Origin of the sequence: Burkholderia stagnalis, from assembly GCF_039848545.1 — a bacterium.
Lineage (GTDB): Bacteria > Pseudomonadota > Gammaproteobacteria > Burkholderiales > Burkholderiaceae > Burkholderia > Burkholderia stagnalis.
In genome coordinates, this window is sequence record NZ_CP156685.1 from 3,223,632 (window position 1) to 3,249,824 (window position 26,193).

Below are 26,193 nucleotides of genomic sequence, written 5' to 3' on the forward strand. Positions count from 1 at the left end.
CGCTCCCCTCTTCCGACCGACCGATGAATACCACCGCCGATTCGCTCGTGACGCTCGCAGCGCGCGTCGACGCGATCCAGCCGTTCTATGTGATGGAACTGGTGAAGGAGGCGCAGCGGCTCGAAGCCGCGGGCCGCGACATCATCCACATGGGCATCGGCGAACCGGATTTCACCGCGCCGGAGCCGGTGGTCGAGGCCGCCGCCGCCGCGCTGCGCCGCGGCGTCACGCAATACACGAGCGCACTCGGCATCGCGCCGCTGCGCGAGGCGATCGCCGCCCACTATGCGCGCGCGTACGGCATCACGGTCAGCCCGGAGCGGATCGTCGTGACGGCGGGCGCGTCCGCCGCGCTGCTGCTTGCGTGCCTTGCGCTCGTCGGCCGCGACGACGAGGTGCTGATGCCCGACCCGTCGTACCCGTGCAACCGGCATTTCGTCGCGGCGGCCGAAGGCCGCGCGGTGCTCGTGCCGAGCGGCCCGGCCGCGCGCTTCCAGCTCACCGCGAACGACGTGCGCCGGCTATGGGGCGACAGGACGCGCGGCGTGCTGCTCGCGTCGCCGTCGAACCCGACCGGCACGTCGCTCGAGCCCGACGAGCTGAAGCGAATCGTCGAGGCGGTACGCGCCCGCGGCGGCTTCACGATCGTCGACGAGATCTACCAGGGGCTCAGCTACGACGCGCCGCCCGTGTCGGCGCTGTCGTTCGGCGACGACGTCGTCACCGTCAACAGCTTTTCGAAGTACTTCAACATGACCGGCTGGCGGCTCGGCTGGCTGGTCGTGCCGCCGGCGCTCGTCGGCACCTTCGAGAAGCTCGCGCAGAACCTGTTCATCTGCCCGTCCGCGCTCGCGCAGCACGCGGCGCTCGCGTGCTTCGAACCGGCCGCGCTCGAGATCTACGAAGCGCGCCGCCTCGAATTCAAGCGGCGCCGCGATTTCATCGCGCCGGCGCTCGAGCGGCTCGGCTTCACGGTGCCCGTCATGCCGGACGGCGCATTCTATGTATATGCGCACTGCGGCGGCGTCGCGCATCCGGCGGCCGGCGACAGCGCGGCGCTCACGCAGGCGATGCTGCACGACGCGGGCGTCGTGCTGGTGCCGGGCATGGATTTCGGCGTGCATGCGCCGCGCGACTATATCCGGCTGTCCTATGCGACCGCGTACCCGCGCCTCGAGGAAGCGGTCGAGCGGCTCGCGACGCTGTTCGGGCAGCGCTGAGCGGGGCTGCGCGGCACGCCGGCGCAAGCCGGCAGGCGAAAAAAAAGCACCCTCGCGGGTGCTTTTTCGTTTTCTCCGGGCCCGGATTCGCACGTTATGCGCCGAACTCCGAGTGATCGCCGCGCGACTGCTTGGCGGAATCGACGCTCGCGTCGTCCTGCTGCGGCGCCTTCGGCGCGGCCGACTTGGCGGCGACGATCGGTTGCACGTTGTCGAGCGTGGCACGGACCCGCTTCGCGCCGCCCGTCGACGACACCGCGGCCGTGACCATCGGCTTCGCCTGCTGGGCCGGCGCCTGCGGCGCAAACACCGACACGCTGCGGCCGCGGGCCACGTCGCGCAGCCGGCCGCGCTCGGCCATCACCTTCGAGCCGTAACCGTTGTCATCGGGGTTCGTCGAGCCGTTGTACAGGCGCAGGCCGCTCGCGAGCGAGCCGCCGCGCGCGATGCAGTCCTTCAGCACGAGCGCGCCGACCTGGATGTTCGCGAGCGGCTGCAGCGCGGTGCCGGTGCCGCCGAAATACTCGAACTTGTCGGAATGGACCTTCGACATCACCTGCATCAGACCCTTCGCGCCGACGCCGCTCTCGGCGTACGGGTTGAAGCCCGATTCGATCGCCATCACGGACAGCAGCAGCAGCGGATCGAGGCCGACGTCGTGGCCGGTCTGGAACGCCGCCTTGACGAGCTGGCCGACCGGCTCCTGCGCGACGCGGTAGCGGCGCGACAGGTAGGTGGCGACGAGCGCCTGCTGGCGGTTCGACGCGAGCGCGCGGTCGTCGCGCGCATCGGCGGGCACCCGCTGGGCCGGGATCAGCTTCGCGAGCGTGACCGGCGACTGGCCGTTGCGGGCGTCGTCGGCGGCGTCGTTCTGCGAGACGGCTTCCGATGCGACGTCGAGATCGGCCGCCAGCGCGTCGGTCTCCGGACCGTCGTCCTGCTGCGGCTGCGCGCCCGCGGGCGCGAAATTCGGCAGCGGATGGCCGGTCAGCAAACGGGCCGGGCCAGCCTGCACGGCCGCGGACACGACCGGCATCAACTTCGCGGCGAGCGTGCCGCGCACGGCCGGCAGCATCCAGAGGGCAAGCGCGACCGCAACAGCGAGACAACCTACGACGCTGAATAAGTGGTGACTGACACGCGTCCCGCGACGCAGCATTTCACGCACGAGGTGCGTATGCCGCTCATTGGGACGCCACGATAACCAAGCGTTCATTCAGATCTCCCATGAACATGATTCATGCGGCTCGCTCTGCTCGATGGCGAGACGGAACACGCGCCGCGGAATCACGACGCCGCACGTCATGGCTGGACGCGCAGGCATCGGAGAAACGGTATAAGTACCGTTCGAGGCCACGGCAGGACAGGGCCGGCGCCTTTCTCAAGGCGGGCAAATGCGGTGGCACTCACGCAAAAAACCAGCGTCAGGAGGCGCTGGCTGTGACTACGACTAGAGCCGTCGACAGGCCGTGCAGGTTCCGGCGGACGGTGACGCGCTGCGTCAAAGATCGGTGATTGGCGGCTTGAAGCCTTTTACCCTGCAACCAATGTGAGCGGATTCTATCAGGGTTTTATAGATCGTCAACACTATAAAAACTCGAAATCATAACAAAAAGTAATTACAGCTGACCCTTCAGAAGCCGGAGCCCCTTGCCGTAGGGGGTTTGCGCGCCGTCGACTTTTTTCTGCGCCGGGCAGCCGCGCGGCCGGCCGGGTAAAATCGTCGGTCGATTCGGGGCCGCAGCCGGCCGCTGCGCCCGCCCATCGCCGCCCCGCTGTGCGGGCGGCCCGGACCTTATTCATGAAATACAAAGACTTACGCGATTTCATCCAGCGCCTCGAGGCGCTCGGCGAGCTGCGGCGCGTCACGCAGCCCGTGTCGCCGGTGCTCGAGATGACCGAACTGTGCGACCGCGTGCTGCGCGCCGGCGGCCCCGCGCTGCTGTTCAATGCGCCGCCCGGCAGCGACTTCCCGGTGCTCGGCAACCTGTTCGGCACGCCGCGGCGCGTCGCGCTCGGCATGGGCGTCGATGCCGGCGACGAGGCCGCGCTCGACTCGCTGCGCGATCTCGGGCGCCTGCTGTCCGCAATGAAGGAACCCGATCCGCCGCGCAGCCTGAAGGACGCCGGCAAGCTGCTGTCGCTCGCGAAGGCGCTGTGGGACATGGCGCCGAAGACGGTGTCGTCGCCGCCGTGCCAGGAAATCGTCTGGGAAGGCAACGACGTCGACCTCGGCAAGCTGCCGATCCAGACCTGCTGGCCGGGCGACGCGGGCCCGCTGATCACCTGGGGCCTGACGGTCACGCGCGGGCCGAACAAGCCGCGCCAGAACCTCGGCATCTACCGCCAGCAGCTGATCGGCCGCAACAAGCTGATCATGCGCTGGCTCGCGCACCGCGGCGGCGCGCTCGACTTCCGCGAGTTCGCGCTGCGCAACCCCGGCAAGCCGTATCCGGTCGCCGTCGTGCTCGGCGCCGATCCGGCCACCACGCTCGGCGCGGTGACGCCGGTGCCCGATTCGCTGTCCGAGTACCAGTTCGCCGGCCTCCTGCGCGGCAGCCGCACCGAGCTCGCGAAGTGCCTGACGCCCGGCGTCGACACGCTGCAGGTGCCGGCGCGCGCGGAGATCGTGCTCGAGGGCTTCATCTACCCGCAGGAAGGCGCGCCTGCGCCCGCCCCCGCCGGCGCGCCGCCGCGCCCGGCAAACGGCGCGAGCGCCGCGTACGAGCACGCGCTCGAAGGTCCTTATGGCGACCACACTGGCTATTACAACGAGCAGGAGTGGTTCCCCGTGTTCACGGTCGAGCGCATCACGATGCGCCGCGACGCGATCTACCACTCGACCTACACGGGCAAGCCGCCCGACGAGCCCGCGGTGCTCGGCGTCGCGCTGAACGAGGTGTTCGTGCCGCTGCTGCAGAAGCAGTTCTCCGAAATCACCGACTTCTACCTGCCGCCCGAGGGCTGCAGCTACCGGATGGCGATCGTCCAGATGAAGAAGAGCTACGCGGGCCACGCGAAGCGCGTGATGTTCGGCGTCTGGAGCTTCCTGCGGCAGTTCATGTATACGAAGTTCATCGTCGTCGTCGACGAGGACGTGAATATCCGCGACTGGAAGGAAGTGATCTGGGCGATCACGACGCGCGTCGATCCGGTGCGCGACACCGTGATGGTCGACAACACGCCGATCGACTACCTGGATTTCGCGTCGCCGGTCGCGGGGCTCGGCTCGAAGATGGGGCTCGACGCGACCAACAAGTGGCCCGGCGAGACCAGTCGCGAATGGGGCCGCCCGATCGAGATGGACGCCGCCGTGAAGGCGCGCGTCGACCGGATCTGGCCGGACCTCGGCCTGTAACGCGAACCGGCGCCCGGCCCGCCGGGCGCCCAGACAAGACCGACGATGAGCTTCCCCCCTGCCTCGATGCTGTCCGACGGGTTCTTCCTGTCGCTGTCGCTGTGCCTCGACATCGGCCTCGTGAATGTCGCGATGCTGTCGCTCACGCTGTCGCACGGCTTCCGGCCGGGCTTCTGGCTCGGCATCGGCTCGTGCGTCGGCGATCTCGTATACGCGGCGCTCGCGCTCGCGGGGATGGCCGTGCTGCTGCAGTTCGAAGCGGTGCGCTGGGTGGTCTGGATCGGCGGCGGCGCGGTGCTGCTGTTCCTGACGTGGAAGATGGCGCGCGAAGCGCTGGCGCCCGGCAACGCGCCGGACCACGCCGCCGCGGATGGCGCACTCCCTCCGCGCGCGAGCGCGCGGCGCAGCTTCATGCGCGGGATGCTGCTCGCGATGTCGTCGCCGAGCGCGATCCTGTGGTTCGCGGCGGTCGGCGGCGCGCTGATCGCGAAAGCCGGCGCGACCACGCCTGCCACCGCGTCGGTATTTCTGTCCGGCTTCTTCCTCGGCGGCCTCGCGTGGACGCTGTTCATGTGCACGCTCGCGAGCCAGGGCCGCAAGCGCGCGGGCGCGGGGCTGATGCGCGCGTGCCACGTCGCGTCGGCGCTGCTGTTCGCGTATTTCTCGTACAGCGTGATCGTCGGCGGCTATCGCGACCTGATCGCACACGCGGTCTGAACGCGCAGCGAACGGCCGCCCCAATAGAAAACGGCGCAGCCTCCCGCGAGGGACGCTGCGCCGTTTGCCACGCGCGGACGAGCCGCGCGGGCGTCAATCAGCGGCGCCAGTAGCCGTGGCCGTAGCCATGGTGGCGCCAGTACGGACGGCCATAATAGCCGCCATAGCCACCGTATCCACCGACCACCACGGCCGGCGGCGGATAGTAGACCGGCGGCGGGGCATAGACGACAGGCGGCGGCGGTGCGTAATACACGGGCGGCGGCGCCGCATAGACCGGATACGCGGGCGCGACCGGAATCCCGATGCCGACCCCGATCGACACGTGAGCCTGCGCGGCGCTTGCGGCACCCAGGCCCAGCGCGGCGGCGGCGATGAACGGAATGAGCTTTTTCACTTCGATTCTCCTGCTGGAGCGATCATTTTATGCGCTCCTGTCGGCAACGGCGGGCGTGCACGTCGCATGCATGCAATGTAGCGAAAAGCACTCGAGCCCGTCGTCTGCATTTGTAGCAAATTGCAATCGCGCCCCCGTGCCGGCCGCGCGCCGCCTGGCGCACGCGCCCGCCGAGCGCCCCGGCGGACCGCATGAATCCGCGGGTCGGACCGTCGGCGACGGGTCGTCAGGTCAGCCTTACCGATTGCCGCGCGCGGGGCGTGCCGGCCGCCGTAATGAACGATTACAAATTTGAGACAAAAAGCCGACAGCTGTCGCGGCGCTGCCGGCCGGCGCGCTGCTCGGGGCCGGATCGCGACCGTTCAAGCCGCCGCCCGTCTGCCGCGGCCACCTCCCCGTTCCTGCGATACTGGCGGCTTCCCGTTTTCGCTTCGTCCACTGCCATGACCGTTCCCGCCATGCCCCGTCTCGGCTTCATCGGCGCCGGCCGCCTCGCGCGCTGCGTCGCGCAGCGTTTCGCGCAGGCCGGCTTTCCCGTCGTCGCGGTCGCGAGCCGCACGCCGGCGTCGGCCGCGGCGCTCGCCGCGCGCATCGACGGCTGCCGCGCGCTCGCGTCGCCGCAGGACGTCGTCGATGCGGCCGACCTGATCTTCCTGACCGTGCCCGACGACCATCTCGCGGCGAGCGCCGCGCTGCTGCGGTTCGACGCGTCGCGCGCGGCCGGCCAGGCGCTCGTGCATTGCAGCGGCGCGTCGAGCGTCGACCTGCTGGATCCCGCGAAACGGCAAGGCGCGGCGACGGGCGGGTTCCATCCGCTCTACCTGTTCGGCGGCGGCGACGCCGACCTGACCCGCATCGACGGCTGCTCGGTGACGATCGAGGCCGACGGCGCGCTGCACGCGGTGCTCGCGCGCCTCGCGGCCGCGCTCGGCTGCCATCCGCTGTCGATCCCGGCCGGCGGCCGGATGCTGTACCACGCGGCCGCGCACTATGCGGCGAGCTTCGCCCTGTGCGGACTCGCGGAAGCGGTGGACCTGTGGCGCACGCTCGGCTTCGACGAGGACGCCGCGCTGCGCGCGCTGCTGCCGATGCTGGCCGGCACGATCGAGACGGCGCGCGACAAGGGGCTGTCGAACGCGCTCGCGGGGCCCGTGTCGCGCGGCGACACCGGCATCGTCGAACGCCAGCTCGCGCTGCTGGAGGCGCGCGGCGGCGATCACGCGACGCTCTATGCGCTGATGACGCGCCGCGCGGTCGCGCTCGCGGCGCAGCGCGCGGCGCCGCCCGCGTCGCTGCCGGCGCTCGCCGACGCCGTCGAAGCGTCACTCGCGCGCACCGCCGCGCCGCCCTCCCCCGCGCGCGACGAGGCGTGATAAGGTGTCGGCCGATGCGCCGCCATCCGGCGTTGGCGGCCGCACGCTACTCGACTGTAAAAAAAGGATGCCAACGATGTTCGGCGAAATCGCCCGTTTTCTGCTCAATACCGTCTTTACGCTGTTCGGCGCCGCGCTGATTCTGCGCGTCTGGATGCAAGCCGTCCGCGTGCCGCCGTACAACCCCGTCACGCAGGCCGTGCTGCAGGCCACCAACTGGCTGGTGCTGCCGTTGCGCCGCGTGATCGCCGGCGTGCGCGGCATCGACTGGGCGAGCGTCGTCGCCGCGGTGCTGACGTCGTTCGTGTACGTGGTGCTGATGATCGTGATGGCCGGCGTCGATCCGACCTCGCTGGTGCCGACGATCGTGATCGTCGCGCTGCTGACCGTCTTGAAGTGGGCGCTCAACCTGGTGATCTGGATGACGATCCTGATGGCGCTGCTGTCGTGGCTGAACCCGCGCTCGCCGGCAATGCCGATCCTCTACCAGCTCACCGCGCCGTTCCTCAACCCGCTGCGCCGCGTGATCCCGAACCTCGGCGGCGTCGACCTGTCGCCGATCCTGCTGTTCGTGATCGTGCAGGTGCTGCTGATGATCGTGACGCGCGCCGCCGTGTCGCTCACGCTGTTCGGCATCTAGGCATCTAACCGCCAGCCTGCTCCGCCGGCGCGCCGAGCGTGTCGATCACGCCGAAGCGCGCCGGAATCATCGCGTAGCACACGCGCACCTTTTCCTGGCCGAGCCGCTCGAGCAGCCGCCGCGCCTCGTCGTCGGTGACGACGAACTCGACCTCGATCGTCAGCGACCCCTGCAATTCGAAGAAGCGGTCCTCGTGCAGCACCCGGTGCGCGCCGAAGCCCGCCATCGCGCGAAACGCGGACCCGCCCGCGACGCCCATGCGCCGGCCTTCCTCGAGCAGCCATTCCCAGAGCGGCTTCCAGTGCAGCCGGTGCTGCTCGTGCACATAGAAGCGCAAGAAGATCCTGTCCATCGCCACCTCCGACGCCGGCCGCCTGGGGCCTGTTCGCGCCAATAACGGGCTTGCGCCGGCGCTAGGCCGCGGCGAGCCACGCACGGGCGGTCCACATGCCGAGGGCCGTCAACGTGAACGATCCCATCAAGTGTAGGGCAGCCACCGCGAACGCCCATCCGAACTCGCCCTGCAGCGCATGCGTCATCACCTCGGCCGAGAAGGTCGAGAACGTCGTGAGCCCGCCGAGAAAGCCGGTGATCACGAACAGCCGCCACTCGGGCGGCAGCCCGGCGCGCGTCGCGAACACCACCACGGCGATGCCGATCACGTAGCCGCCGATCAGGTTCGCGGCGAGCGTGCCGAGCGGCACCTCGGGCAGGAACGCGTTGAGCGCGAGGCTCAGGAACCAGCGCAGCAGCGCGCCGAGCCCGGCGCCGACGAAGATCGCGACGATCGATTGGAACAAGGGAACTCCTCGGTGACGATGCGGCGTGGCCGATGCGGCCCACGCTGAACTGTATGCGGAATCGCGCCGCGCCGGCAATTTCATGAAGCGATTCATGATTCACGCACGTCCGGCGTCACGGATATTTTCCGGCGCATTACGCTGGACATTACAAATCAATTCGAAATTGACCGATTATCCGTCAGCCTTCTTAAAATCACGAAAACGGTTTTCCACGATCGCGCGTCAATCCTGAAAACGCCCGTCTCATAGGCGCTCCACGTATTTTCCCTCATCAGACTTTCCCGAATTCCACCGATATTTCATGCAATTGACTTTGCCAATTTCGTAGACTTGTTTCGACCCACTCACTCCATCGGCATGGAGACTCGAAAAATGAAGAATATCCGCCTGTCGTCCATGTTGATTCCGGCACTGTGCGCGTCGTTGCTCGCGTCGAGCGTCGCGCTCGCCGAGGGCAACGGGCCGCCGTCCTACGTCGAAGGCAATCGCGCGCCGAAGGGGTTCGCCCGCCCGCCGTTCCATACGAAGCAGCGCGCGAGCACGGCCGCGGTGTCCGGCCTCACGCCCGCGCTCGCGCGGCATGCGTACGGGTTCGACGCGATCGCCAACCAGGGCGACGGGATGGTCGTCGCGATCGTCGACGCTTACGACGACCCGAAGATCGAAGCCGATCTCGGCGTGTTCAGCAACGCGTTCTCGCTGCCGGCCTGCACCACGGCGAACGGCTGCTTCACCAAGGTGTACGCGCGCGGCGTCCGGCCCAGGACCGACGCGGGCTGGTCGCTCGAAATGGCGCTCGACGTCGAGTGGGTGCATGCGATCGCGCCGAAGGCGCGGATCATCCTCGTCGAGGCTGCGTCGGCCAGCTTCAACGACCTGATGGCCGCGGTCGACGTCGCGGTGAAGCGCGGCGCGTCCGTCGTGTCGATGAGTTTCGGCGGCAACGAGTTCAGCAGCGAGACCGGTTTCGACAGCCACTTCAGCGTGCCGGGCGTCACCTTCGTCGCGTCGTCCGGCGACAGCGGCACCGGCACCGAATACCCGGCGGCGTCGCCGTACGTGGTGGCGGTGGGCGGCACCACGCTGACCACCGATGCGTACGGCAACTACGTCGGCGAGGCGGCGTGGAGCGGCAGCGGCGGCGGCGTGAGCACCGTCGAGGCCGAGCCCGCCGGTCAAACGGCGTGGCCCGTTCCGGTGGCCGGCAAGCGCGGCGTGCCGGACGTGAGCTACGACGCGAATCCGTCCAGCGGGTTCGCGGTGTACGACTCGGTCACCTATCAGGGGCAGGCGGGCTGGTTCCAGGTCGGCGGCACGAGCGCGGGCGCGCCGCAATGGGCGGCGCTCGTCGCGATCGCGAACTCGCTGCGCGCGGCGGCCGGCAAGAGCCGGCTGAGCGGCACCTACGACGCACTCTATGCGCTCGGGAAAACCGCCTACGGCAGCGACTATCACGACGTGACGACCGGCACCAACGGCAACTGCGGCGGCGTCTGCAGCGCCGCGGGCGGCTACGACTACGTGACGGGCCTCGGTTCGCCGCTCGCGCCATCGCTCGTGCAGGCGCTCGTCGCCCGGCCGTAGCCGAGCGTCCGACGCCGGTCGGCCCGTGGCGCGGCGCTCAGCCGCCGCGCCACGCGCGGTCGAGCGCGCGCAGCGTCGCGCGCGCGCCGCCCTTCAGGCCGATCACGTCCGCGCGGCGCGCATGCGCCTCGCGCGCGTTGATGCGGATCACGTCGGCGCCGAGCCGTTCGCTGATCAGCCGCACGGTCGGGATCGCCGTGCCGGCCCCCACTTCGACCACCGCCACGCGCCCGGCGCCGGCGAGCCAGTCTTCCAGCGCGCGCTCCTGCGCGTCGTAGCGCGCGCCGATCCATCCGGCGTCGCCGAACATCAGGATGTTCGGCCGCGCGAGGCCGCCGCAGTGCGGGCAGGCCGGCATCTCGCCGACCAGGCGGCAGGCCGCCGCGTCGACCTCCGGCGTGAACGGGTCCGCCGACCACGTGTGCTCCGAGCACGGGCGCAGGCACTGCATCCGGTGGATCGAGCCGTGGATCTCGACGATCCGCGCCGGATCGAAGCCGGCCTTCTGGAACTGCCCGTCGACGTTGCTCGTCAGCACGAAGCCGCCGTTCGGCATCGCGTCGATCCAGCGGCGCAGGATCGCGAAGCCGTCGTGCGGCACGGTCGACCGGTACAGCCCGAGGCGATGGCCGTAGAAGCCCCAGGCGAGCTGCGGCCGCGCGCGGAACGCCTGCGGCGACGCGATCTCGTGGAATTCGAAGCGCTCGTGACGCAACGCGGGGTACGCTCGCCAGAAGCCGTCCGTGCCGCGGAAATCCGGCAGGCCGGAATCGACGCCGATACCGGCGCCGGCCGTGACGAGCAGCGCGTCGGCGCGGGACAGCGCGGCGACGGCGGCGTCGATCAGGGAGTCAGGCAGCGGCAATTCGCCGTCGGCGGCAGGATCGAGGGGCGGCATGAGGGTTCGGTGGTGAGGTGCGGGGCGGCGTGGTTTTCGCCGTCGCGATCATACGCCGACGCGCCCCGCATGACGACTCCGTCCGCCGGGACGTCACGGGCCGCCGTCGCCGCGCGTTTCCGGCGTCGCGGCCGGCACGTCGTCGAGCGCGCGATAGACCGGCTTGCCGAGACTGCGCGCCAGTGCGACATCGGCATCCGCGCCGCGCGATTCGCCGTCGATCCGCAGCACCGCGTCGCAGCGGTGCAGCAGCCGGTGCGCGGCCGGATAGAGGAACGTCTCGCTGATCGCGTCGCCGGCCTGCTGCGACCCGGCCATCGTGGCGAGCGGCAGCGACACCCATTCGGCGATCATCGGCACGTGCCCGCGCCGATAGACGGCCAGCGCCGCCTGCTCGAGCCGCGCGAGGTTCGCGGCGATGCGCGCGGGGTCGCCGTCGGTGCCGCTGCGGTATGGGCCCGCCACCAGGATCAGTTGCGGCGTCATGCGGCCTGCCCTCCCGCGTGCGCGTGCAACGCGGCGTACTGCAGCAGCATGATCGTCTTGCCGTCGACGATCTCGCCGCGCTCGATCGCCCGCAATGCCGCGTCGAGCGGCATCTCGACGACCTCCAGATCCTCGCCCTCGTCCGCCAGGCCGCCGCCGTCGCCGGTACGCAAGGACGCGTCGTATTCGCCGACGAAGAAGTGCAGCTTCTCCGTGACCGAGCCCGGGCTCATGTAGGCCTCGAACACCTTGCGCACGTTGCGCACGCGGTACCCCGTCTCCTCCTCGGCTTCGGCGCGGATCCGGTCTTCCGGCGTCGCGTCGTCGAGCAGGCCGGCGGCCGCCTCCAGCAGCATCCCGTCGTGCCCGTTCACGAACGCCGGCATCCGGAACTGGCGCGTCAGCAGCACGGTGCCGGTCGCGGGATTGCGCAGCAGGATCGTCGCGCCATTGCCGCGATCGTAGGTCTCGCGGCTGAGCCGCTGCCAGGTGCCGTCGCGGCGGCGGTAATCGAACGTGATCTTCTTCAGCACATACCAGTCGTCGGACAGCACGACGGTATCGACGATGCGTACCCGCTCCTGCGTGGTTACGACCATGACAGCCTCCATTCGACAGATGACGGCGCCGATGGTAACGTGCAAATTCGTGCAATATCAAGAATATTCGTGCAAAGCCATGCTGACGACGCAACGCAAGAAAGCCATCCTCGACACGCTCCGGCGCGACGGCCAGGTGCTGGCCGGTGAACTGAGCGCGACCTTCGGCGTATCGGAGGACACGATCCGGCGCGACCTGCGCGAGCTGGCCGCCGAAGGCCTGCTGCAGCGGGTGCACGGCGGCGCGCTGCCCGCTTCGCCGGCCACCGCGCCGTTCGCGCAGCGCCAGGATCTCGAATCGGCCGCCAAGCGCCGCATCGCGCGGCGGGCCGCCGGGATGATCGCGCCGGGGCAGGTCGTGATCGTCGACGGCGGCACGACGTCGGCGCTGCTGGTGAGCCAGTTGCCGGCCGACCTGTCGGCGACGGTCGTCACGCACAGCCCGAGCGTCGCCGTCGCGCTCGTAGAGCATCCGTCGATCGACGTGATCCTGATCGGCGGGCAGCTGTTCAAGCACTCGATCGTGACGGTTGGCGCGGCGGCGATGGAGGCGATCGCGCGCGTGCATGCGGACCTCTACTTCATGGGGGTGACGGGCGTGCATCCGACGGCCGGGCTGACCACCGGCAATTTCGAGGAGGCCGCGATCAAGCGCGCGCTGGCCGCGCGCGCGGCGGAGACGGTCGTGCTCGCGTCGTCGTCGAAGCTCAACGCGGCGTCGCCGTTCGTGATCGGCGAGATCGCGCTCGCGCAGACGGTCGTCGTCGAGGAGGCGACCGATGCGGCGCTGACGAAGCCGATCGAGGCGGCGGGCGTGACGGTCGTGCGGGCGTAGGGGCAGCGCCTGCTTCAAGCGCCTGTTCGCCGCGAAACGCTGGTCACCGCCGCGGTGTCGCTGCTCAATCCGTAAACATGAATCGACACGGTACTGCTGCTCGGCACCGTGATCGCGAGCCATGCGCCGCAGGCGCGCGCACCGTTCGCGGCCGGCGCGATGGCCGCGTCGCTCGCGTGGTTCGTGATGCTGGCCTATGGGGCGCGTGCGTGCCGCGCGTGGCTCTCGCGCACGCTCGCGTGGCGCGTGCTCGACCTGTTCGTCGCGGTGATGATGATCGGCTTCGCGATTCGTTTCGCGATCGACGCGCGCTGAAATCGGTTGCGTCGCTTCAGTCGCCGTCTTCTCGAACGGCGGCGGCCAGATCGCGAATCGGCTCGACGGTCAGCGGAGGGAAATCGATGGAATGTCGAGTGTCGCCATGCGACGACTATCCCGGCAATCCTGTGGACGAAACAACGGCGTAGGCCCGGGTACGCCCCGCAACCGCGTTCGCCCGGCGTACGCGTTCCGCGGGCGTCGTCTTGCCTTTAATGTGCATGGGCCCTTGCAAGATGCAAGGGCCGCGATGACAGAGGCCGCGAACCGGGAAGGTACTCGGACGACGACGATATGCGTGGTCGAATCGACAAGCCCGCTCAGGCGAAGACGAAGTACTTGCGCACCGTCTCCACCACTTCCCAGGTTCCTTTCATGCCGGGTTCAATCACGAACACGTCGCCAGCCTTCAGGTGCACCGACTCCTCGCCTTCCGGCGTGATGATGCAGTAGCCGTCGAGGAAGTGGCAGAACTCCCATTTCTCGTAGTTCACCTCGAACTTGCCCGGGGTGCAGATCCAGGTGCCCATGATCTTGCTGCCGTCCTTGGAGACGTAAGCGTTGAGGTTCACGGTGTGCGGATCGCCGCCGATGCGCTTCCACTTGGTCGCGTCGAGGACCGGCGTCGGGCAGGTTTCGCGCAAAACGGTGATGAAATCAGACATGTCAGCTCCAAACGATCGGGTAAGTGGTCCGTCACGTTAATTCGGAAGCGTTACCGGGGCTTGTATGCTTCCGACACCGACTCGTCTATTTTCGACAGCAGGCTCGCCTGCAAGCGCGCTGCCAGCTCGTTGCACCTGGCTCGGGCGGAATAGCCCCAGCTATTCGCGGATTCAACCAATCGAGCGAATTGCGTTGGCGGATCGTTCCTGGCCGATCGTCGACGACCATTCTCGGCGACGCCACCGCGCCACGATCCAGCCATGCCAGTTTCGCCGCCACCGCCCCAAACCGCCCGCTTGCCATCCCCACCCGCCCCCCTGTACAATCACCCGTTCTGCGGGCGTCGTATAATGGCCATTACCTCAGCTTCCCAAGCTGATGACGTGGGTTCGATTCCCATCGCCCGCTCCAGGACATCTCCAGCCTTGTTTCATAAGGCTCCGCCGATTGGCCCGATGCGGCCGCTCCCCTTCTGATCATCTCCCCGGTTGCCCGAGAAAGTCGGCGCGACACGCGTTTCTTGCGCACGACTCCCCGATATCCGGCGTGATACGCGAGCGAACCCCGCTCCGCCCAAGTCACACCTCACCTACCAATCCACCTCATCGAGCGGATAAACAGCCCGCACGAGCCGCGCATACCGAAACAGCGCGTAATCGGAACTCGTCGCGCCCCGGTTGTCGCATTCGACCAGCGCCGCCGCGATCGGCACGAACACGGGCCGGCAATACATCCGTGACTTCAGCAGCAGGAACCGCGCGCGCCGCGGATCGACACCCGCGCGCTCGAACACACCCAGATCCCAAGGCTCCTGCGTGCGCTCCGTGACGACGAGTACCGCCCTGCCGATATCAAGCACGGCCGTCCGCCCCATGTACGCGCGCTGGCCCGTATAGGTCGGCCCCGTGATCACCTATTCGCCGTCGGTGATCGCCCGCACCACGCCCGTCGCACGAAACGGCTCGCGCCGCACACCCGCGACAACGCGGCGGACGCTTGCTCAAACGTACCCGGTCGTGCCTTTCGTCTCCAGGTATTCCGCAATGCCGAACTCCGCATACTCGCGCCCGTTGCCGGAGCGCTTGTAGCCGCCGAACGGCGCGGCCGGGTTCCACGCCGGGTAATTGATGTGGACGTTCCCGACGCGCAGCCGGGATGCGATCCGCCGCGCGCGTTCGATGTCCGGCGATTGCACGTAGGCCGCGAGCCCGTACACCGAGTCGTTCGCGAGCGCGATCGCCTCCTCCTCCGTCCGGTAGGCGATGATCGACAGCACGGGCCCGAAGATCTCCTCGCGCGCGATCGACATGGTCGCCACCACGTTCGAGAATACCGTCGGCCGCACGTAGAACCCTTCGCTCAAGCCGTCCGGCCGGCCGGGGCCGCCGGCGATCAGCGTCGCGCCTTCGTCGATCCCGAGCCGGATGAAGTGCTGGATGCGGTCGAACTGCGTGCGGCTGACCACCGGCCCGATCTCGGAGTCCGGCGCGCGCGGATCGCCGACCACGGTGCGCGCCGCCTCCCTGCGGGCGGCCGCTTCCGCCGCCGCGAGATGATCGACATGCACCAGCATGCGCGTCGGCGCGTTGCACGACTGGCCGCTGTTGCTGAAGCAGCTTCGTGCGCCGAGCGTCACCGCAGCCTCGATGTCGGCGTCCGGCAGGATGAGGTTCGGGCTCTTGCTGCCGAGTTCCTGATGCACCCGCTTCACGGTATCCGCGGCCGCTTTCGCGACTTCGACGCCCGCGCGCGTCGAGCCCGTGAACGACACCATGTCGACATCCGGATGCCGCGACAGCGCATCGCCGACGACGTTTCCATATCCGTGCACGAGATTGAACACGCCGGGCGGCACGCCGGCCTCGTGCAGGATCTCGGCGAACAGGATGCCGCTGAACGGCGCGACTTCGCTCGGCTTGAGCACCATCGTGCAGCCGGCGGCGAGCGCGGGCGCCACCTTGCACACGATCTGGTTGATCGGCCAGTTCCACGGCGTGATCAGCGCGCACACGCCGATCGGCTCGTGCGACACGAGCAGCGAATCGGTCTGCGTGCTGAACCGGAACGACTGCAGCGCGCGGATCGTCTGCTCGAGGTGCGCGGTGCCGACCGCAGCCTGCGCCGCGCGCGAAAACGCGATCGGCGCGCCCATCTCCTGGCTGATCGTCCGCGCCACTTCGTCGTAGCGGCGCCGGTAGATGTCCAGCACGCGCTGCAGCAGCGCGACGCGCGCGTCGACCGGCCACTGCGAGAACGCGTCGAATGCCTGCTTCGCCGCGCCGACCGCGCGGTCGACGTCGGCGGGCCCGCCGACCCTGAGCTGCGCATACGGCCGCTCGGTGGCCGGGTCGATCACGTCGATCGCCTGCGCGCCGTCTGGGTCGAGCCACTGTCCGTCGATGTAAGTCTGGTGTGACGTTCGCATCGCATGCTCCTGTGTGTTTGGGAGGTCGCCGCTGCGCTCAGCGCATCGCGCGCGCATACGCGTCGGTAAGGATGTCACGGATCCGCGCGACGAACCACGCGATCTCGTCGCGCGACATCACGAGCGGCGGCGCGAACTGCACGATCGGCGTGCCCTCGTGGTCGACGCCGGCCCGGCACAGCAGCCCGGCCTCGAAGATCGCCGGCGCGAGCACGGTCGACACGAACGTCTGCGCGCCGATGTCGGCCATCCAGCGCCGCGCGTGCTTGTCGGTCACGAGTTCGAGCGAGTAATGGTAGCCGTCGCCGCGCACGTCGCCGACACACGGCAATTCGAGCAGGCCGTCGAGCATCGCGCGGAAATGCCCTTCGTTCTCGCGGACGTTCGCGAGCACGCCTTCCCGCTCGATGATCGCCAGGTTTGCGAGTGCGGCGGTGCACGCGACCGGATGGCCGCCGTACGTCGCGCCGTGCAGGAACATCTGCTGCGGCCCGCGCAACACCGCGTCGACCACCGCATCGCTCGCGATCACGCCGCCGAGCGGCACATAGCCCGACGCGATGCCCTTCGCGAACGTCAGGATGTCCGGCTTCAGGCCATAGCGGCGCGATCCGAAATACTCGCCGAGCCGGCCGAACCCGCAGATCACTTCGTCCGCGACGAGCAGCACGCCGTGCCGGTCGCAGATCTCGCGCAGCCCGGCCGCGTAGCCGGCCGGCGGCGTCAGGCTGCCGCCCGCGTTCTGCAGCGGCTCGACGACGATCGCCGCGACCGTATCCGGCCCTTCCTGCACGATCAGCGATTCGATCTCGTCGAGCAGATGACGCGTGAACTGCGCTTCCGTCTCGCCGGCCGGGCGGCCGTAGCGCTTGGTGTTGCCGACGTGCCGCACGCCGGCCATCAGCGGCTCGAAATGCTTGCGGAAGTGGGTCATGCCGTTCAGCGCGAGTGCACCGAACGACGTGCCGTGATACGCGACGCGCCGCGCGATGAACTTGCGCCGCTGCGGCTCGCCGCGCGCCTGGTGGTACTGGCGCACCAGCTTGATCGCCGACTCGTTCGACTCCGACCCGCTCGACGTGAAGAACACGCGATTCATGCCGTCCGGCGCGAGCGTCGCGAGCGTGTGCGCGAGACGGATCGCCGGCTCGTGGCCATAGCCCCAGTTGGTGGCAAACGGCAGCCGCGCCATCTGCTCGCGGATCGCGTCGCCGATCTCCGCGCCGTGGCTGTAGCCGACCTGCACGCAGTACAGCCCGGCCAGCGCATCGAAGTAGCGCTTGCCGTTCCGGTCGACGAGCCAGCACCCTTCACCGCGGTCGAACACGGTCAGCGCGTTGTCGCCGTATGCATCGGCGTGCGTGAAGTGCATCAGCAGATGGCGCTTGGCCAGCGCCTCCAGATTCGCGTCGGGATTGACCTCAACACCGTTCATTGTTTCGCTCCTCCTTCACAGGTCAGGTTCACAACCGGGTTTCGATGACCGGCCGCTCAACTCATCGTCAGCGTCGGCGCGGGGCGCGTGAACCCGCGGGTCAGCCACAGCAGCTGGCAGAACCCGAGCGCGAGCCAGCCGATGCCGACATAGAACGTCTGGCGCGACAGTCCGGACCAGAGCCAGACATTCATCGCGAATCCGATTGCCGGGATCAGGCCGAACCCGATCCAGCCGGCAAGATTGCGGTGCTCCGGCCGCGCGAGATAGCTGCGCATCACGCACAGGTTCACGGCCGCGAACGCGACGAGCGCGCCGAAGCTGATCATCGTCGACGCGAGATCGAGCGTGATGAACAGCGCGGAAAGCGAGACGGCGCCGACCGCGAGCGTCGCGCGCACCGGCGTGCCGAGCCGCGCATGCAGGTGCCCGAAGACGCACCCCGGCAACACCTGGTCGCGGCCCATCGCGAACAGCACGCGCGTCACGCTCGCCTGCCCCGCCATCGCGCTGGCGAAGCAGCCGGCAACGTAGACCGCGACGAAGAACACCGCCAGCGTGCCGCCGCCGATGCGCTGCATCAGTTCGAGGCTGGCCGAATCGAGATCCTTGAATGCACGCCAGTCCGGAAAGACCACTTGCCCCACGCAGGCGATCAGCATGAACAGCAGGCCGCTCGCTAGCGTGCAGAGCAGAATCGCGCGCGGGACGGTGCGCCGCGGCTCGCGCGTTTCCTCCGACAGCGTGGACACGGCATCGAAGCCCAGGAACGACAGGCACAGGATCGCCGAACCGGCGAGGATCGCGCGGGCGTCGCCCGCTTGCGGCAACGCCACCGCCATCGGCAGGCCCTGCCCGGATGCGAGCCGCGCCGATGCGGCCAGGAAGATCGCGATAAAGACCAGCTGGCTGGCGATCAGGATCAGGTTGACGCGATTGACGAGCTTGATGCCGACGATGTTCAGTCCGGTGACGAGCGCGATGCTCGCCACGATCCACACGCCGGAAGGCACGATCGGAAACAACTGCTTCATGTAGATGCCGATCGCCAGGTAGCTGATCATCGGAATGAACAGATAGTCCATCAGCAACGCCCATCCGACCATGAACCCGGCCGACGTGCCGAAGTTCCGGCTCGCGAACGTATAGGCCGAGCCGGCGCACGGCATCAGTCGCGCCATCTGCCCGTAGCTGCGCGCGGTAAACAGCATCGCGACCAGCGTGAGCGCATACGCGGCCGCGAGATGCCCGTTCGTCTCGCGGGTGACGAGCCCGTAGGTCGTGAACACCGTCATCGGCAGCATGTAGGCGAGGCCGAAGATCACCAGCGTGACGAGCCCGAGCGGGCGCGCAGGCGCTGGCCCGACGTGATCCGTGGCGCTGTCGGACGCAAGTCGATCCGGCCTTTGGCTCTGCATGCTGTCCTCACGTGGTCGCTCGATTCGAGGAAAAGTGTGGTGTGCCAAAAAGTCGAGGACGAATGAGAAAAGCGGACGTAATCGAGGGATATTTCCGGACGCACGGCCGCCACTGGCGTTGCGCGGCCGTTCCGGCTATGTTCTACGCAAACCACTCGCGGCGTCGGCAACATGATCGGCAGACCCCATCGCAATCAGAGCGGCGCGGAACGCAGCTTGCGTTCGTCGCTCGGACTGGCGCGTCCGGCCGGACGCCAGGAGGACATACCGGCCACCGTTCACGCCGTCGCGGCCGTGCTCGACGAGTGTCGCGTGCGACAGATCGACGGCGCTGCGTTGCTGGAAGGCACGGGGCTCGACGCGGACGAGCTCGCGTCGCCCACCACCTACGTGAACCGCAGCCAGGAGCAGCGCTGCTTCAGGAATCTCCTGCGGTGCAGCGGCGTGCCGTCGATCGGCCTCGCGATCGGCAGCCGGCTGCATGTCTCGACGCTCGGGCTGGCCGGCTACGCGATGCTGATCAGCGGCTCCGTCACGCAGGCGCTCGAATGCATGAGCCAGTTTCCGTTGTTCATGGGCCTCTACTTCGACGTGCGTGTCCATGCGCGCCCGCACGGCATGAGCGTATCGATCGGCCGGTACAACGGCGAGCCCGATCTCGCGGTGTTTCAAACCGACATGTGCGTGTCGAGCCTTCGCTTGATCGTGTCCGATCTCGTCGGCAAGCCGGTCTGGCCTTCGCAACTGCATCTCGCGCATCGCACGCCTCGCCATGCGGCCGAGTACGCGCGCCACTTCGGCTGCGACGTGAAGTTCAACGCGGGTGAAAATCGTCTCGTGTTCGAGACGGTGAGCGGCGCCGAGATCCCGCATCTGGCGAACGAGGTCAGCTTCAATGCGCTGCACGGCCAGTGCGAGGCGCTGGAGCGGCAGTGGGCCGCATCGATCGGGACGCGCTTCGCCGATCGCGCGAAGGAGTTGATGGGACGCGACCTGTCGCGCTTCAAGTCGATGACGTCGCTCGCGAACGCGCTGCACATGACGGAGCGCACGCTACGCAGGCGGCTCGACAAGGACGGCATCACGTTTCAGTCCTTGCTGGACGAAGTCCGCCATGAGGAGGCCGCCCGGCTGCTCGGCGACCATATGCTGACGGTTGCCGCGATCGCGGAACGCCTCGGCTACAGCGAACCGCGGAGCTTCCGCCATGCATACCGGCGCTGGACCGGGCAACCGCCGCGCGCGAAGCTCGACGTGGACTGATTCGCCGCGCACATGCATGCGATGGAATCCTCATTGTTCCTGCCCGCGGATACACGCCCGACCGGCGGATGGCGCGCGAACCGCCCGCCGCATTTTGCATCTGCACGCTTCCCCCGCCGGCTGGACGGACGATTTTGCGCTGTGCTACTCTACCGACCCCTGCATGGCAGGCCTGTAGTCCGCGCCCGCCTGCCCGACGTTCAGGCAGGCAACCGGGCAAGCAGCGGAATGCAAGAGGAATCCCGGGCCGATGGCCGACTGTTCCGTCACCCGCCCCACATTCCGGCTGCGCCGCAGCCTGCGCGCCAGCCGCCTCGTCGAAGGCGGCTTTTTTGTACCGCGCGACGGTTCCCCGCCCGCAACCCAGCCTTTCTCAGCACCGATGATGCACGACGATCCGAACGAAGCCGGCCTGCCGCCGCACGACGACGCCCTTCCCGACGAAACCGCCGATGGCGCGGACGAAGTCAATCCGCTGCACCGCCGCCGCATCCGCAGCTTCGTCACCCGCGCCGGCCGTGTGTCGACCGGCCAGCGCCGCGCGCTCGACGAGTTCGGCCCGCGCTACGTCGTCCCGTACACGCCGCAGATGCCCGACTGGAACGCGGTATTCGGCCGCCAGGCGCCGCGCGTGCTCGAAATCGGCTTCGGAATGGGCGCGTCGACCGCGGAAATCGCCGCGATGCGCGCGGACGACGACTTCCTCGGCGTCGAGGTGCACGAACCGGGCGTCGGCGCGCTGCTGAAGCTGATCGGCGAGCAGGACCTCACGAACATCCGCATCATCCAGCACGACGCGGTGGAGGTGCTCGAGCACATGCTCGCGCCGGAAAGCCTCGACGGCGTGCACATCTTCTTCCCCGATCCGTGGCACAAGGCGCGCCATCACAAGCGCCGGCTGATCCAGCCGCCGCTCGTCGCGCTGCTCGCGTCGCGCCTGAAGCCCGGCGCGTACCTGCATTGCGCGACCGACTGGCAGAACTACGCGGAGCAGATGCTGGAAGTGCTCGCTGCGGAGCCGTCGCTCGAAAACACGGCCGACGGCTATGCGCCGCGCCCCGACTACCGCCCGGTGACGAAATTCGAACGGCGCGGGCTGCGGCTCGGCCACGGCGTCTGGGATCTGGTGTTCCGCAAGCGCGCGGGCTGATCGCGCAGCGCACCGACCCCATCAAGAAAAAAGGCCGGACCGGCATTTGCCGGTCCGGCCTTTTGCATGTGGCGCGCGAACCCGCCCGCGCGCCCGACGCCCCTGCCGCGCGTCACGACCAGTTCAGCCAGCCGCTGTAGCCGACGAGCAGCACGAACAGGCCGAACACGATCCGGTACCACGCGAACGCGGTGAAGTCGTGCGACGCGACATAGCGCAGCAGCCAGCGCACGCAGGCGAACGCGCTGACGAACGACGCGGCGAGCCCCAGCGCGAACAGGCCGATCGAATCGACGGTGAACGCGTGCCAGTCCTTGACGGTTTCGTAGAGCGTCGCGCCGAAGATGATCGGGATCGCGAGGAAGAACGAGAATTCGGTGGCGACGCGCCGCTCGAGGCCGAACAGCATCCCGCCGATGATCGTCGAGCCCGAGCGCGACATGCCGGGAATCAGCGCGAAGCATTGCGCGAGGCCCACCTTGAGCGCGTCGAGCGGAGTGAGCGCGTCGACCGACTGCACGCGCGGCGTCTCGCCGCGCTCGCGCTGCCGCGCCTCGGCCCACAGGATGATCGCGCCGCCGACGACGAGCGCGAACGCGACCGGCACCGGCGAGAACAGCACCGCCTTGATCTTCTTCTCGAACAGCAGCCCGAGCGCTATCGCGGGAATCGTCGCGATCACGACGTTGAGCACGAAGCGCCGCGCGTCGGGCCGGCTCGGCAGCCCCGCGACGACGGACACGATCCGCTGCCGATACTCCCAGCACACCGCGAGGATCGCGCCGAACTGGATCACGACGTCGAAGGTCTTCGCATGCGCGTCGTTGAAGTTCAGGAAGCTGCCCGCGACGATCAGGTGGCCCGTGCTCGATACCGGCAGGAATTCCGTCAGCCCCTCGACGACGCCGAGGATCAATGCCTTGCAGATCAGGATCCAGTCCATCCGTGGCCCAACTCCGAAGTGGTCAAAGAAAGGGCCGCGTCGTTACCGCCGCGGCCCGCCCGGCCGCGCGCGGCACGCCGTCATTTCTCGACGATCGCCACGCGTATGCCGTTTGTAAGAATTGTGATTGTACCGGGTTCGTAGTTCACGCCGGCAAATTGCAGCTGTTCGGGCTTGAACGTGTAGATCGGATAGTTGGTCAGCACTTGCGTCGCGATCATGCCGGCGGCCGCGCCGATCTGCTGCGCGTACATCTGCGCGTCGCCGTCGACCGTCAGGTTGTCGACGGCCGGCGCCTTGATCACGACCGAGCGGCTCGCCGCGTCGTATGCGAGCTGGCCGGAAACGGTGAACTTGCCGTTGACCGGCGCGCGCAGGAACGGGCTCGCGAAGCGCGCGTCGAGCTGCACCGCGACGCGGTTCTGGTCCGGCAGCAGGCCGACGACCGGATTGGCGAGCGACACGTCGGCCACGGGCGCGACGTTCTTCTGGTACGGAAACTTGCGCGCGATCGCCTTCTGCACGTCGTCGCGCGAGAACGTGTAGTGATCGGGAATGAACGGGAACGTCGATGCGCACGCGGCAAGCGACAGCGACACGCCCGCGGCGGCGGTGCATGCAACGAGGAAACGACGCCGGCTGAGGGCGCGACTGACGGTCATGCTGAATCTCCTGTGCGGACCAGGGCGCCCGGCCCCGTGCCGAATCATGCCGGCCGCGACGGCTGCGTCGCGGTTTCGAGCCGGGTGAGCCACGCGAGCGCGTCGGCGCGCGACGCGCCGCACATCTCCACCGACGGCTGCAGCCCCGCGCAGCACGCGGGCCGCTCCGGCCGGCCGAAGATCCGGCAGCGCAGGTCGTCGCCGAGCTGCGCGCAGCGCACGCCGGCCGGCTTGCCGCCGGGCATCCCCGGAATCGGGCTCGAAATCGACGGCGCGATGCAGCACGCGCCGCATCCCTCGCGGCATGCATGCGGCGGCGGGGTTTCGGCAGGCGCCGGGCGGGCAGGCAAATCGACGGACACTCGGCTCTCTCTGGCGGAACAACGGAAACATCGCGGCGGCCGCACAACGCGTGCGGCCGCCGCACCCCGCATTGTGCCATCGCTGGCTGCGACGTTATTACACAATGCAGGCCAATCGCGCGTTTATATACTCGAATGCATCTAAAAAGCGCGAGTCAACGATGAGCTCTGCCGACACCCTGTTCCGCCCCGATTTGCTCGCGAAGTACGGTGCAAACGGTCCGCGCTATACGTCCTACCCCACGGCGCTGCAGTTCCGCGACGATTTCGACCCCGCCGACTACGTGCGCGCGGCAGGCGACCCGGGCGCGTCGTCGAGCGAGCTGTCGCTGTACGTCCACATCCCGTTCTGCAACACCGCGTGCTTCTACTGCGGCTGCAACAAGATCGCGACCAGCAACCACCGCCGCGCGCGGCCGTACCTCGACCAGCTGAAGCGCGAGATGGCGCTGCAGGCCGCGCTGTTCGACCCGGCGCGCCCCGTCACGCAGCTGCACTGGGGCGGCGGCACGCCGACCTTCCTGTCCGACGACGAGACGGCCGAGCTGATGGCGGCGACCCGCGAGCACTTCGCGCTCGCGCCGGACGCCGACGCCGAGTTCTCGATCGAGATCGACCCGCGCACGGTCACGCCGGCCACGCTCGTCCACCTGCGCACGATCGGCTTCAACCGGCTGAGCCTCGGCGTGCAGGATTTCGATCCGGCCGTGCAGCAGGCGATCAACCGCATCCAGCCGCTCGGCATGACGGCCGACCTGCTGAGCGCCGCGCGCACGACCGGCTTCCACTCGGTCAGCGTCGACCTGATCTACGGGCTGCCGCACCAGACGGTCGCGAGCTTCGGCCGCACGCTCGAGACGATCATCGAGCTCGCGCCGGACCGGCTGTCGGTATTCGGCTACGCGCACATGCCGCACCTGTTCAAGATGCAGCGGCAGATCGACGACGCCGCGCTGCCGCCGCCCGCGACGCGCGTCGCGCTGCTCGGGCTCGCGATCGAGCGGCTGACGGCGGCCGGCTACGTGTACATCGGCATGGACCACTTCGCGCGGCCGGGCGACGAACTCGTGGCCGCGCAGCGCAACGGCACGCTGCAGCGCAATTTCCAGGGCTACAGCACGCGCGCGGACACCGACCTGATCGGCATCGGCGTGTCGTCGATCGGCAAGGTCGGCGACGTCTACGCGCAGAACGCGAAGGACCTGCCCGCGTACGGCGCGGCGCTCGACGCGGGCCGGCTGCCGCTCGCGCGCGGCGTGCGCCTCACCGCCGACGACCGGCTGCGCCGCGACGTGATCACGCAGCTGATGTGCAACCTCGAGCTGCCGTTCTCGCACGTCGAGGCCGCGCACGGCATCCGTTTCGCCGACCATTTCGCGCGCGAGCTGGACGCGCTGCGCGCGTTCGAGCGCGACGGGCTGCTGACGATCGCCGGCGACCGCCTGACGATCCATCCGGCCGGCCGGATGGTCGTGCGCAACATCGCGATGGCGTTCGACGCGTATCTCGCCGCCACGCCGCGCCAGCGCTACTCGCGCACGGTCTGAACGGGGCCGCCGGCCGCGCACGCGCGGCCGGTTGTTGTTAAAGTGTGGGCCTCCCCCCAGCAGCAGAACCCGCACCATGCGCACCACCAAGGCGACCCACGCGGTCGAACGCCTGAAAACCCGCACCGGCAACCCGCACTTCGCAGCCGTCGCGATGGCGGGCGGCCTGTTCTATCTCGTCGACCGCGCTGGCGGCACGGCCGACAAGCGCTGCGAGCCGCTGCCGCTCGATGAATTCGTCAAATTCGTCGACGACCTTGGCCCCAAAAAGCCGCGCAAGGCCAGCAAGCTCGACCTCGCGTTCGAGGAACAGATCAAGAACAGCAAGCGATAAGCTTCATTGCAGGGCGTCTGAAGGCCGGCGCACCGCCCTGTTTGGTACAATCCGCAAGTTTTTCTATCTCCGCTGACGGCCGACCAGGCTGCATGACCACCATGAATATCGAACAAGCGCGTTTCAACATGATCGAGCAGCAGATCCGTCCGTGGGACGTCCTGGATCTGGAAGTGCTGGAGTTGCTGGCGATCGTCAAGCGTGAGAATTTCGTCCCGGCCGCGTATCGCGACCTCGCGTTCGCCGATCTCGAGCTGCCGCTGCCGGGCGGCCACAAGATGCTGTTCCCGCGCGTCGAGGCGCGCGTGCTGCAGGAACTCGCGGTGAAGAAGCACGAGAACGTGCTGCTGATCGGCGCGGGCTCGGGCTACCTGACTGCCCTGTTCGCGCACCGCGGCCAGCACGTGACGGCGGTCGAGATCGATCCGGCGCTCGCGAAGATCGCCGAGGAAAACCTGCGCAACAATGGTGTGACGAATGCGGAAGTCGTGCTCGGCGACGGCTCGCGCGGCTGGCCGGCCAAGGCGCCGTACGATGTGATCTGCGTCGCGGGCGGCCTGCCCGTCGTGCCGCAGGAAATCCTCGAGCAGCTCAAGGTCGGCGGCCGCCTGTCGGCCTTCGTCGGCGGCCGTCCGGTGATGAAGGCGCAGGTGATCACGCGCATCGACGACAAGCAGTACCGCGTCGCCGACGTGTTCGAGACCTACGTCGACCATCTCGTCAACGCGGTCGAGCCGTCGCGCTTCAAGTTCTGAGCCCC

At 68.5% G+C, this 26,193-nt stretch carries 28 protein-coding genes, 1 tRNA gene and 1 pseudogene; 15 read left to right on the forward strand and 15 right to left on the reverse strand.

The genetic code is table 11. The features are described from left to right. The first annotated feature begins 23 nt into the window (after positions 1-23). Positions 24-1,220, forward strand: a complete 1,197-nt coding sequence (locus tag ABFO07_RS14955) for a pyridoxal phosphate-dependent aminotransferase (protein ID WP_059565403.1) — start codon at positions 24-26, stop codon at positions 1,218-1,220. Positions 1,221-1,314: 94 nt separating this feature from the next. Here ABFO07_RS14955 and ABFO07_RS14960 read toward each other — a convergent pair whose 3' ends face one another. Then, on the reverse strand, positions 1,315-2,436 hold the full coding sequence (locus ABFO07_RS14960; RefSeq protein ID WP_347467771.1) for a lytic transglycosylase domain-containing protein: 1,122 nt from the start codon (positions 2,434-2,436) through the stop codon (positions 1,315-1,317). A 585-nt stretch (positions 2,437-3,021) separates the two neighbouring features. Between ABFO07_RS14960 and ABFO07_RS14965 the strand changes: the two genes are divergently transcribed. Together ABFO07_RS14965 and ABFO07_RS14970 are read left to right on the forward strand one after the other, a co-directional pair. After that, positions 3,022-4,578 (forward strand): UbiD family decarboxylase, encoded by a 1,557-nt coding sequence (locus ABFO07_RS14965; protein WP_347467773.1) that lies wholly within the window; start codon positions 3,022-3,024, stop codon positions 4,576-4,578. A gap of 45 nt (positions 4,579-4,623) precedes the next feature. Then, on the forward strand, positions 4,624-5,295 hold the full coding sequence (locus tag ABFO07_RS14970; RefSeq protein ID WP_059884956.1) for a LysE family translocator: 672 nt from the start codon (positions 4,624-4,626) through the stop codon (positions 5,293-5,295). 97 nt (positions 5,296-5,392) lie between these two features. On the opposite strand, the gene ABFO07_RS14975 is transcribed toward ABFO07_RS14970, so the two are convergent. Then, a complete protein-coding gene (locus ABFO07_RS14975) occupies positions 5,393-5,692 on the reverse strand; it encodes a hypothetical protein (RefSeq protein WP_059565399.1) in 300 nt (99 codons plus the stop codon). 443 nt (positions 5,693-6,135) lie between these two features. Here ABFO07_RS14975 and ABFO07_RS14980 point away from each other — a divergent pair, with 443 nt between their 5' ends. Together ABFO07_RS14980 and ABFO07_RS14985 are read left to right on the forward strand one after the other, a co-directional pair. Continuing rightward, positions 6,136-7,065 (forward strand): Rossmann-like and DUF2520 domain-containing protein, encoded by a 930-nt coding sequence (locus tag ABFO07_RS14980; protein WP_059993274.1) that lies wholly within the window; start codon positions 6,136-6,138, stop codon positions 7,063-7,065. A 76-nt stretch (positions 7,066-7,141) separates the two neighbouring features. Further along, positions 7,142-7,705: a YggT family protein gene (locus tag ABFO07_RS14985; protein WP_059960898.1), complete on the forward strand. Its 564-nt coding sequence runs from the start codon at positions 7,142-7,144 to the stop codon at positions 7,703-7,705. Between the two features lie 4 nt (positions 7,706-7,709). Here ABFO07_RS14985 and ABFO07_RS14990 read toward each other — a convergent pair whose 3' ends face one another. Then, positions 7,710-8,057, reverse strand: coding sequence for a DUF190 domain-containing protein (locus ABFO07_RS14990; protein WP_059565506.1), 348 nt, complete (start codon positions 8,055-8,057; stop codon positions 7,710-7,712). A gap of 61 nt (positions 8,058-8,118) precedes the next feature. Then, positions 8,119-8,505, reverse strand: a complete 387-nt coding sequence (gene crcB, locus ABFO07_RS14995; RefSeq protein WP_059891578.1) for a fluoride efflux transporter CrcB — start codon at positions 8,503-8,505, stop codon at positions 8,119-8,121. A gap of 25 nt (positions 8,506-8,530) precedes the next feature. Between crcB and ABFO07_RS15000 the strand changes: the two genes are divergently transcribed. Together ABFO07_RS15000 and ABFO07_RS15005 are read left to right on the forward strand one after the other, a co-directional pair. After that, positions 8,531-8,740 carry a hypothetical protein gene (locus ABFO07_RS15000; protein ID WP_155635960.1) on the forward strand — a complete coding sequence of 70 codons (210 nt, stop codon included), beginning with the start codon at positions 8,531-8,533 and terminating at the stop codon, positions 8,738-8,740. 140 nt (positions 8,741-8,880) lie between these two features. Continuing rightward, entirely contained in the window at positions 8,881-10,092 is a 1,212-nt protein-coding gene (locus ABFO07_RS15005; RefSeq protein WP_347467777.1) for a S53 family peptidase, read from the forward strand. A gap of 37 nt (positions 10,093-10,129) precedes the next feature. Here the strand turns inward: ABFO07_RS15005 and ABFO07_RS15010 are convergent, their stop codons facing one another. The 3 genes from ABFO07_RS15010 to ABFO07_RS15020 form a co-directional block, all read right to left on the reverse strand. Next, positions 10,130-10,990 (reverse strand): SIR2 family NAD-dependent protein deacylase, encoded by an 861-nt coding sequence (locus tag ABFO07_RS15010; RefSeq protein WP_124516417.1) that lies wholly within the window; start codon positions 10,988-10,990, stop codon positions 10,130-10,132. A gap of 93 nt (positions 10,991-11,083) precedes the next feature. After that, the gene (locus ABFO07_RS15015) at positions 11,084-11,476 is read right to left on the reverse strand and encodes a hypothetical protein (protein ID WP_060016610.1); all 393 of its coding nucleotides are present in this window, start codon (positions 11,474-11,476) and stop codon (positions 11,084-11,086) included. Then, on the reverse strand, positions 11,473-12,075 hold the full coding sequence (locus tag ABFO07_RS15020) for an NUDIX domain-containing protein (RefSeq protein WP_059802344.1): 603 nt from the start codon (positions 12,073-12,075) through the stop codon (positions 11,473-11,475). The genes ABFO07_RS15015 and ABFO07_RS15020 overlap by 4 nt, the downstream gene beginning before the upstream one ends. A 79-nt stretch (positions 12,076-12,154) precedes the next feature. Between ABFO07_RS15020 and ABFO07_RS15025 the strand changes: the two genes are divergently transcribed. Further along, on the forward strand, positions 12,155-12,910 hold the full coding sequence (locus ABFO07_RS15025; protein WP_196484717.1) for a DeoR/GlpR family DNA-binding transcription regulator: 756 nt from the start codon (positions 12,155-12,157) through the stop codon (positions 12,908-12,910). A gap of 108 nt (positions 12,911-13,018) precedes the next feature. Next, complete coding sequence (locus ABFO07_RS15030; RefSeq protein ID WP_230942621.1) at positions 13,019-13,225, forward strand: LysE family transporter; 207 nt, start codon at positions 13,019-13,021, stop codon at positions 13,223-13,225. 323 nt (positions 13,226-13,548) lie between these two features. Here ABFO07_RS15030 and ABFO07_RS15035 read toward each other — a convergent pair whose 3' ends face one another. Beyond that, a complete protein-coding gene (locus ABFO07_RS15035; protein WP_047900015.1) occupies positions 13,549-13,893 on the reverse strand; it encodes a cupin domain-containing protein in 345 nt (114 codons plus the stop codon). A gap of 337 nt (positions 13,894-14,230) precedes the next feature. On the opposite strand from ABFO07_RS15035, the gene ABFO07_RS15040 reads away from it, so the two are divergent. Continuing rightward, a tRNA-Gly gene (locus ABFO07_RS15040) sits at positions 14,231-14,305 on the forward strand. 178 nt (positions 14,306-14,483) lie between these two features. Here the strand turns inward: ABFO07_RS15040 and ABFO07_RS15045 are convergent. From ABFO07_RS15045 to ABFO07_RS15060, 4 genes and pseudogenes are all read right to left on the reverse strand, one after another. Then, positions 14,484-14,870, reverse strand: a pseudogene (locus ABFO07_RS15045) (MlrC C-terminal domain-containing protein); the annotation flags it as partial. Between the two features lie 24 nt (positions 14,871-14,894). Then, positions 14,895-16,319: an aldehyde dehydrogenase family protein gene (locus ABFO07_RS15050; protein WP_347467781.1), complete on the reverse strand. Its 1,425-nt coding sequence runs from the start codon at positions 16,317-16,319 to the stop codon at positions 14,895-14,897. Positions 16,320-16,356: 37 nt separating this feature from the next. Further along, complete coding sequence (locus ABFO07_RS15055) at positions 16,357-17,754, reverse strand: aspartate aminotransferase family protein (RefSeq protein WP_347467783.1); 1,398 nt, start codon at positions 17,752-17,754, stop codon at positions 16,357-16,359. 56 nt (positions 17,755-17,810) lie between these two features. Beyond that, entirely contained in the window at positions 17,811-19,172 is a 1,362-nt protein-coding gene (locus ABFO07_RS15060) for an APC family permease (RefSeq protein ID WP_347467785.1), read from the reverse strand. A gap of 171 nt (positions 19,173-19,343) precedes the next feature. Between ABFO07_RS15060 and ABFO07_RS15065 the strand changes: the two genes are divergently transcribed. Both ABFO07_RS15065 and trmB read left to right on the forward strand, forming a co-directional pair. Then, positions 19,344-20,435: an AraC family transcriptional regulator gene (locus ABFO07_RS15065; RefSeq protein ID WP_060271166.1), complete on the forward strand. Its 1,092-nt coding sequence runs from the start codon at positions 19,344-19,346 to the stop codon at positions 20,433-20,435. A 382-nt stretch (positions 20,436-20,817) separates the two neighbouring features. Continuing rightward, positions 20,818-21,585, forward strand: a complete 768-nt coding sequence (gene trmB, locus ABFO07_RS15070) for a tRNA (guanosine(46)-N7)-methyltransferase TrmB (protein ID WP_059565389.1) — start codon at positions 20,818-20,820, stop codon at positions 21,583-21,585. A 112-nt stretch (positions 21,586-21,697) separates the two neighbouring features. Here trmB and ABFO07_RS15075 read toward each other — a convergent pair whose 3' ends face one another. The 3 genes from ABFO07_RS15075 to ABFO07_RS15085 all read right to left on the reverse strand — a co-directional run bounded on the left by ABFO07_RS15075 (position 21,698) and on the right by ABFO07_RS15085 (position 23,540). Further along, on the reverse strand, positions 21,698-22,528 hold the full coding sequence (locus tag ABFO07_RS15075) for an undecaprenyl-diphosphate phosphatase (protein WP_059565388.1): 831 nt from the start codon (positions 22,526-22,528) through the stop codon (positions 21,698-21,700). Between the two features lie 80 nt (positions 22,529-22,608). Beyond that, a complete protein-coding gene (locus ABFO07_RS15080; RefSeq protein ID WP_059802354.1) occupies positions 22,609-23,190 on the reverse strand; it encodes a DUF1439 domain-containing protein in 582 nt (193 codons plus the stop codon). Positions 23,191-23,234: 44 nt separating this feature from the next. Then, on the reverse strand, positions 23,235-23,540 hold the full coding sequence (locus ABFO07_RS15085; RefSeq protein WP_060016698.1) for a zinc/iron-chelating domain-containing protein: 306 nt from the start codon (positions 23,538-23,540) through the stop codon (positions 23,235-23,237). A 173-nt stretch (positions 23,541-23,713) separates the two neighbouring features. Between ABFO07_RS15085 and hemN the strand changes: the two genes are divergently transcribed. The 3 genes from hemN to ABFO07_RS15100 all read left to right on the forward strand — a co-directional run bounded on the left by hemN (position 23,714) and on the right by ABFO07_RS15100 (position 26,188). Beyond that, positions 23,714-25,099 (forward strand): oxygen-independent coproporphyrinogen III oxidase, encoded by a 1,386-nt coding sequence (hemN, locus tag ABFO07_RS15090; protein WP_347467788.1) that lies wholly within the window; start codon positions 23,714-23,716, stop codon positions 25,097-25,099. Positions 25,100-25,175: 76 nt separating this feature from the next. Further along, the gene (locus ABFO07_RS15095) at positions 25,176-25,433 is read left to right on the forward strand and encodes a hypothetical protein (RefSeq protein WP_059565385.1); all 258 of its coding nucleotides are present in this window, start codon (positions 25,176-25,178) and stop codon (positions 25,431-25,433) included. A gap of 101 nt (positions 25,434-25,534) precedes the next feature. After that, positions 25,535-26,188 (forward strand): protein-L-isoaspartate O-methyltransferase family protein, encoded by a 654-nt coding sequence (locus ABFO07_RS15100; protein WP_059565497.1) that lies wholly within the window; start codon positions 25,535-25,537, stop codon positions 26,186-26,188. Positions 26,189-26,193 lie beyond the last annotated feature (5 nt).

Bases quoted from the DNA above. Each gene is read 5' to 3' on its own strand.
- ABFO07_RS14955 (WP_059565403.1), top strand. From the start codon at position 24: ATGAATACCACCGCCGATTCGCTCGTGACGCTCGCAGCGCGCGTCGAC.
- ABFO07_RS14960 (WP_347467771.1), bottom strand. From the start codon at position 2,436: ATGAACGCTTGGTTATCGTGGCGTCCCAATGAGCGGCATACGCACCTC.
- ABFO07_RS14965 (WP_347467773.1), top strand. From the start codon at position 3,022: ATGAAATACAAAGACTTACGCGATTTCATCCAGCGCCTCGAGGCGCTC.
- ABFO07_RS14970 (WP_059884956.1), top strand. From the start codon at position 4,624: ATGAGCTTCCCCCCTGCCTCGATGCTGTCCGACGGGTTCTTCCTGTCG.
- ABFO07_RS14980 (WP_059993274.1), top strand. From the start codon at position 6,136: ATGACCGTTCCCGCCATGCCCCGTCTCGGCTTCATCGGCGCCGGCCGC.
- ABFO07_RS14985 (WP_059960898.1), top strand. From the start codon at position 7,142: ATGTTCGGCGAAATCGCCCGTTTTCTGCTCAATACCGTCTTTACGCTG.
- ABFO07_RS14990 (WP_059565506.1), bottom strand. From the start codon at position 8,057: ATGGACAGGATCTTCTTGCGCTTCTATGTGCACGAGCAGCACCGGCTG.
- ABFO07_RS15005 (WP_347467777.1), top strand. From the start codon at position 8,881: ATGAAGAATATCCGCCTGTCGTCCATGTTGATTCCGGCACTGTGCGCG.
- ABFO07_RS15010 (WP_124516417.1), bottom strand. From the start codon at position 10,990: ATGCCGCCCCTCGATCCTGCCGCCGACGGCGAATTGCCGCTGCCTGAC.
- ABFO07_RS15015 (WP_060016610.1), bottom strand. From the start codon at position 11,476: ATGACGCCGCAACTGATCCTGGTGGCGGGCCCATACCGCAGCGGCACC.
- ABFO07_RS15020 (WP_059802344.1), bottom strand. From the start codon at position 12,075: ATGGTCGTAACCACGCAGGAGCGGGTACGCATCGTCGATACCGTCGTG.
- ABFO07_RS15025 (WP_196484717.1), top strand. From the start codon at position 12,155: ATGCTGACGACGCAACGCAAGAAAGCCATCCTCGACACGCTCCGGCGC.
- ABFO07_RS15035 (WP_047900015.1), bottom strand. From the start codon at position 13,893: ATGTCTGATTTCATCACCGTTTTGCGCGAAACCTGCCCGACGCCGGTC.
- ABFO07_RS15050 (WP_347467781.1), bottom strand. From the start codon at position 16,319: ATGCGAACGTCACACCAGACTTACATCGACGGACAGTGGCTCGACCCA.
- ABFO07_RS15055 (WP_347467783.1), bottom strand. From the start codon at position 17,754: ATGAACGGTGTTGAGGTCAATCCCGACGCGAATCTGGAGGCGCTGGCC.
- ABFO07_RS15060 (WP_347467785.1), bottom strand. From the start codon at position 19,172: ATGCAGAGCCAAAGGCCGGATCGACTTGCGTCCGACAGCGCCACGGAT.
- ABFO07_RS15065 (WP_060271166.1), top strand. From the start codon at position 19,344: ATGATCGGCAGACCCCATCGCAATCAGAGCGGCGCGGAACGCAGCTTG.
- trmB (WP_059565389.1), top strand. From the start codon at position 20,818: ATGATGCACGACGATCCGAACGAAGCCGGCCTGCCGCCGCACGACGAC.
- ABFO07_RS15075 (WP_059565388.1), bottom strand. From the start codon at position 22,528: ATGGACTGGATCCTGATCTGCAAGGCATTGATCCTCGGCGTCGTCGAG.
- ABFO07_RS15080 (WP_059802354.1), bottom strand. From the start codon at position 23,190: ATGACCGTCAGTCGCGCCCTCAGCCGGCGTCGTTTCCTCGTTGCATGC.
- hemN (WP_347467788.1), top strand. From the start codon at position 23,714: ATGAGCTCTGCCGACACCCTGTTCCGCCCCGATTTGCTCGCGAAGTAC.
- ABFO07_RS15095 (WP_059565385.1), top strand. From the start codon at position 25,176: ATGCGCACCACCAAGGCGACCCACGCGGTCGAACGCCTGAAAACCCGC.
- ABFO07_RS15100 (WP_059565497.1), top strand. From the start codon at position 25,535: ATGAATATCGAACAAGCGCGTTTCAACATGATCGAGCAGCAGATCCGT.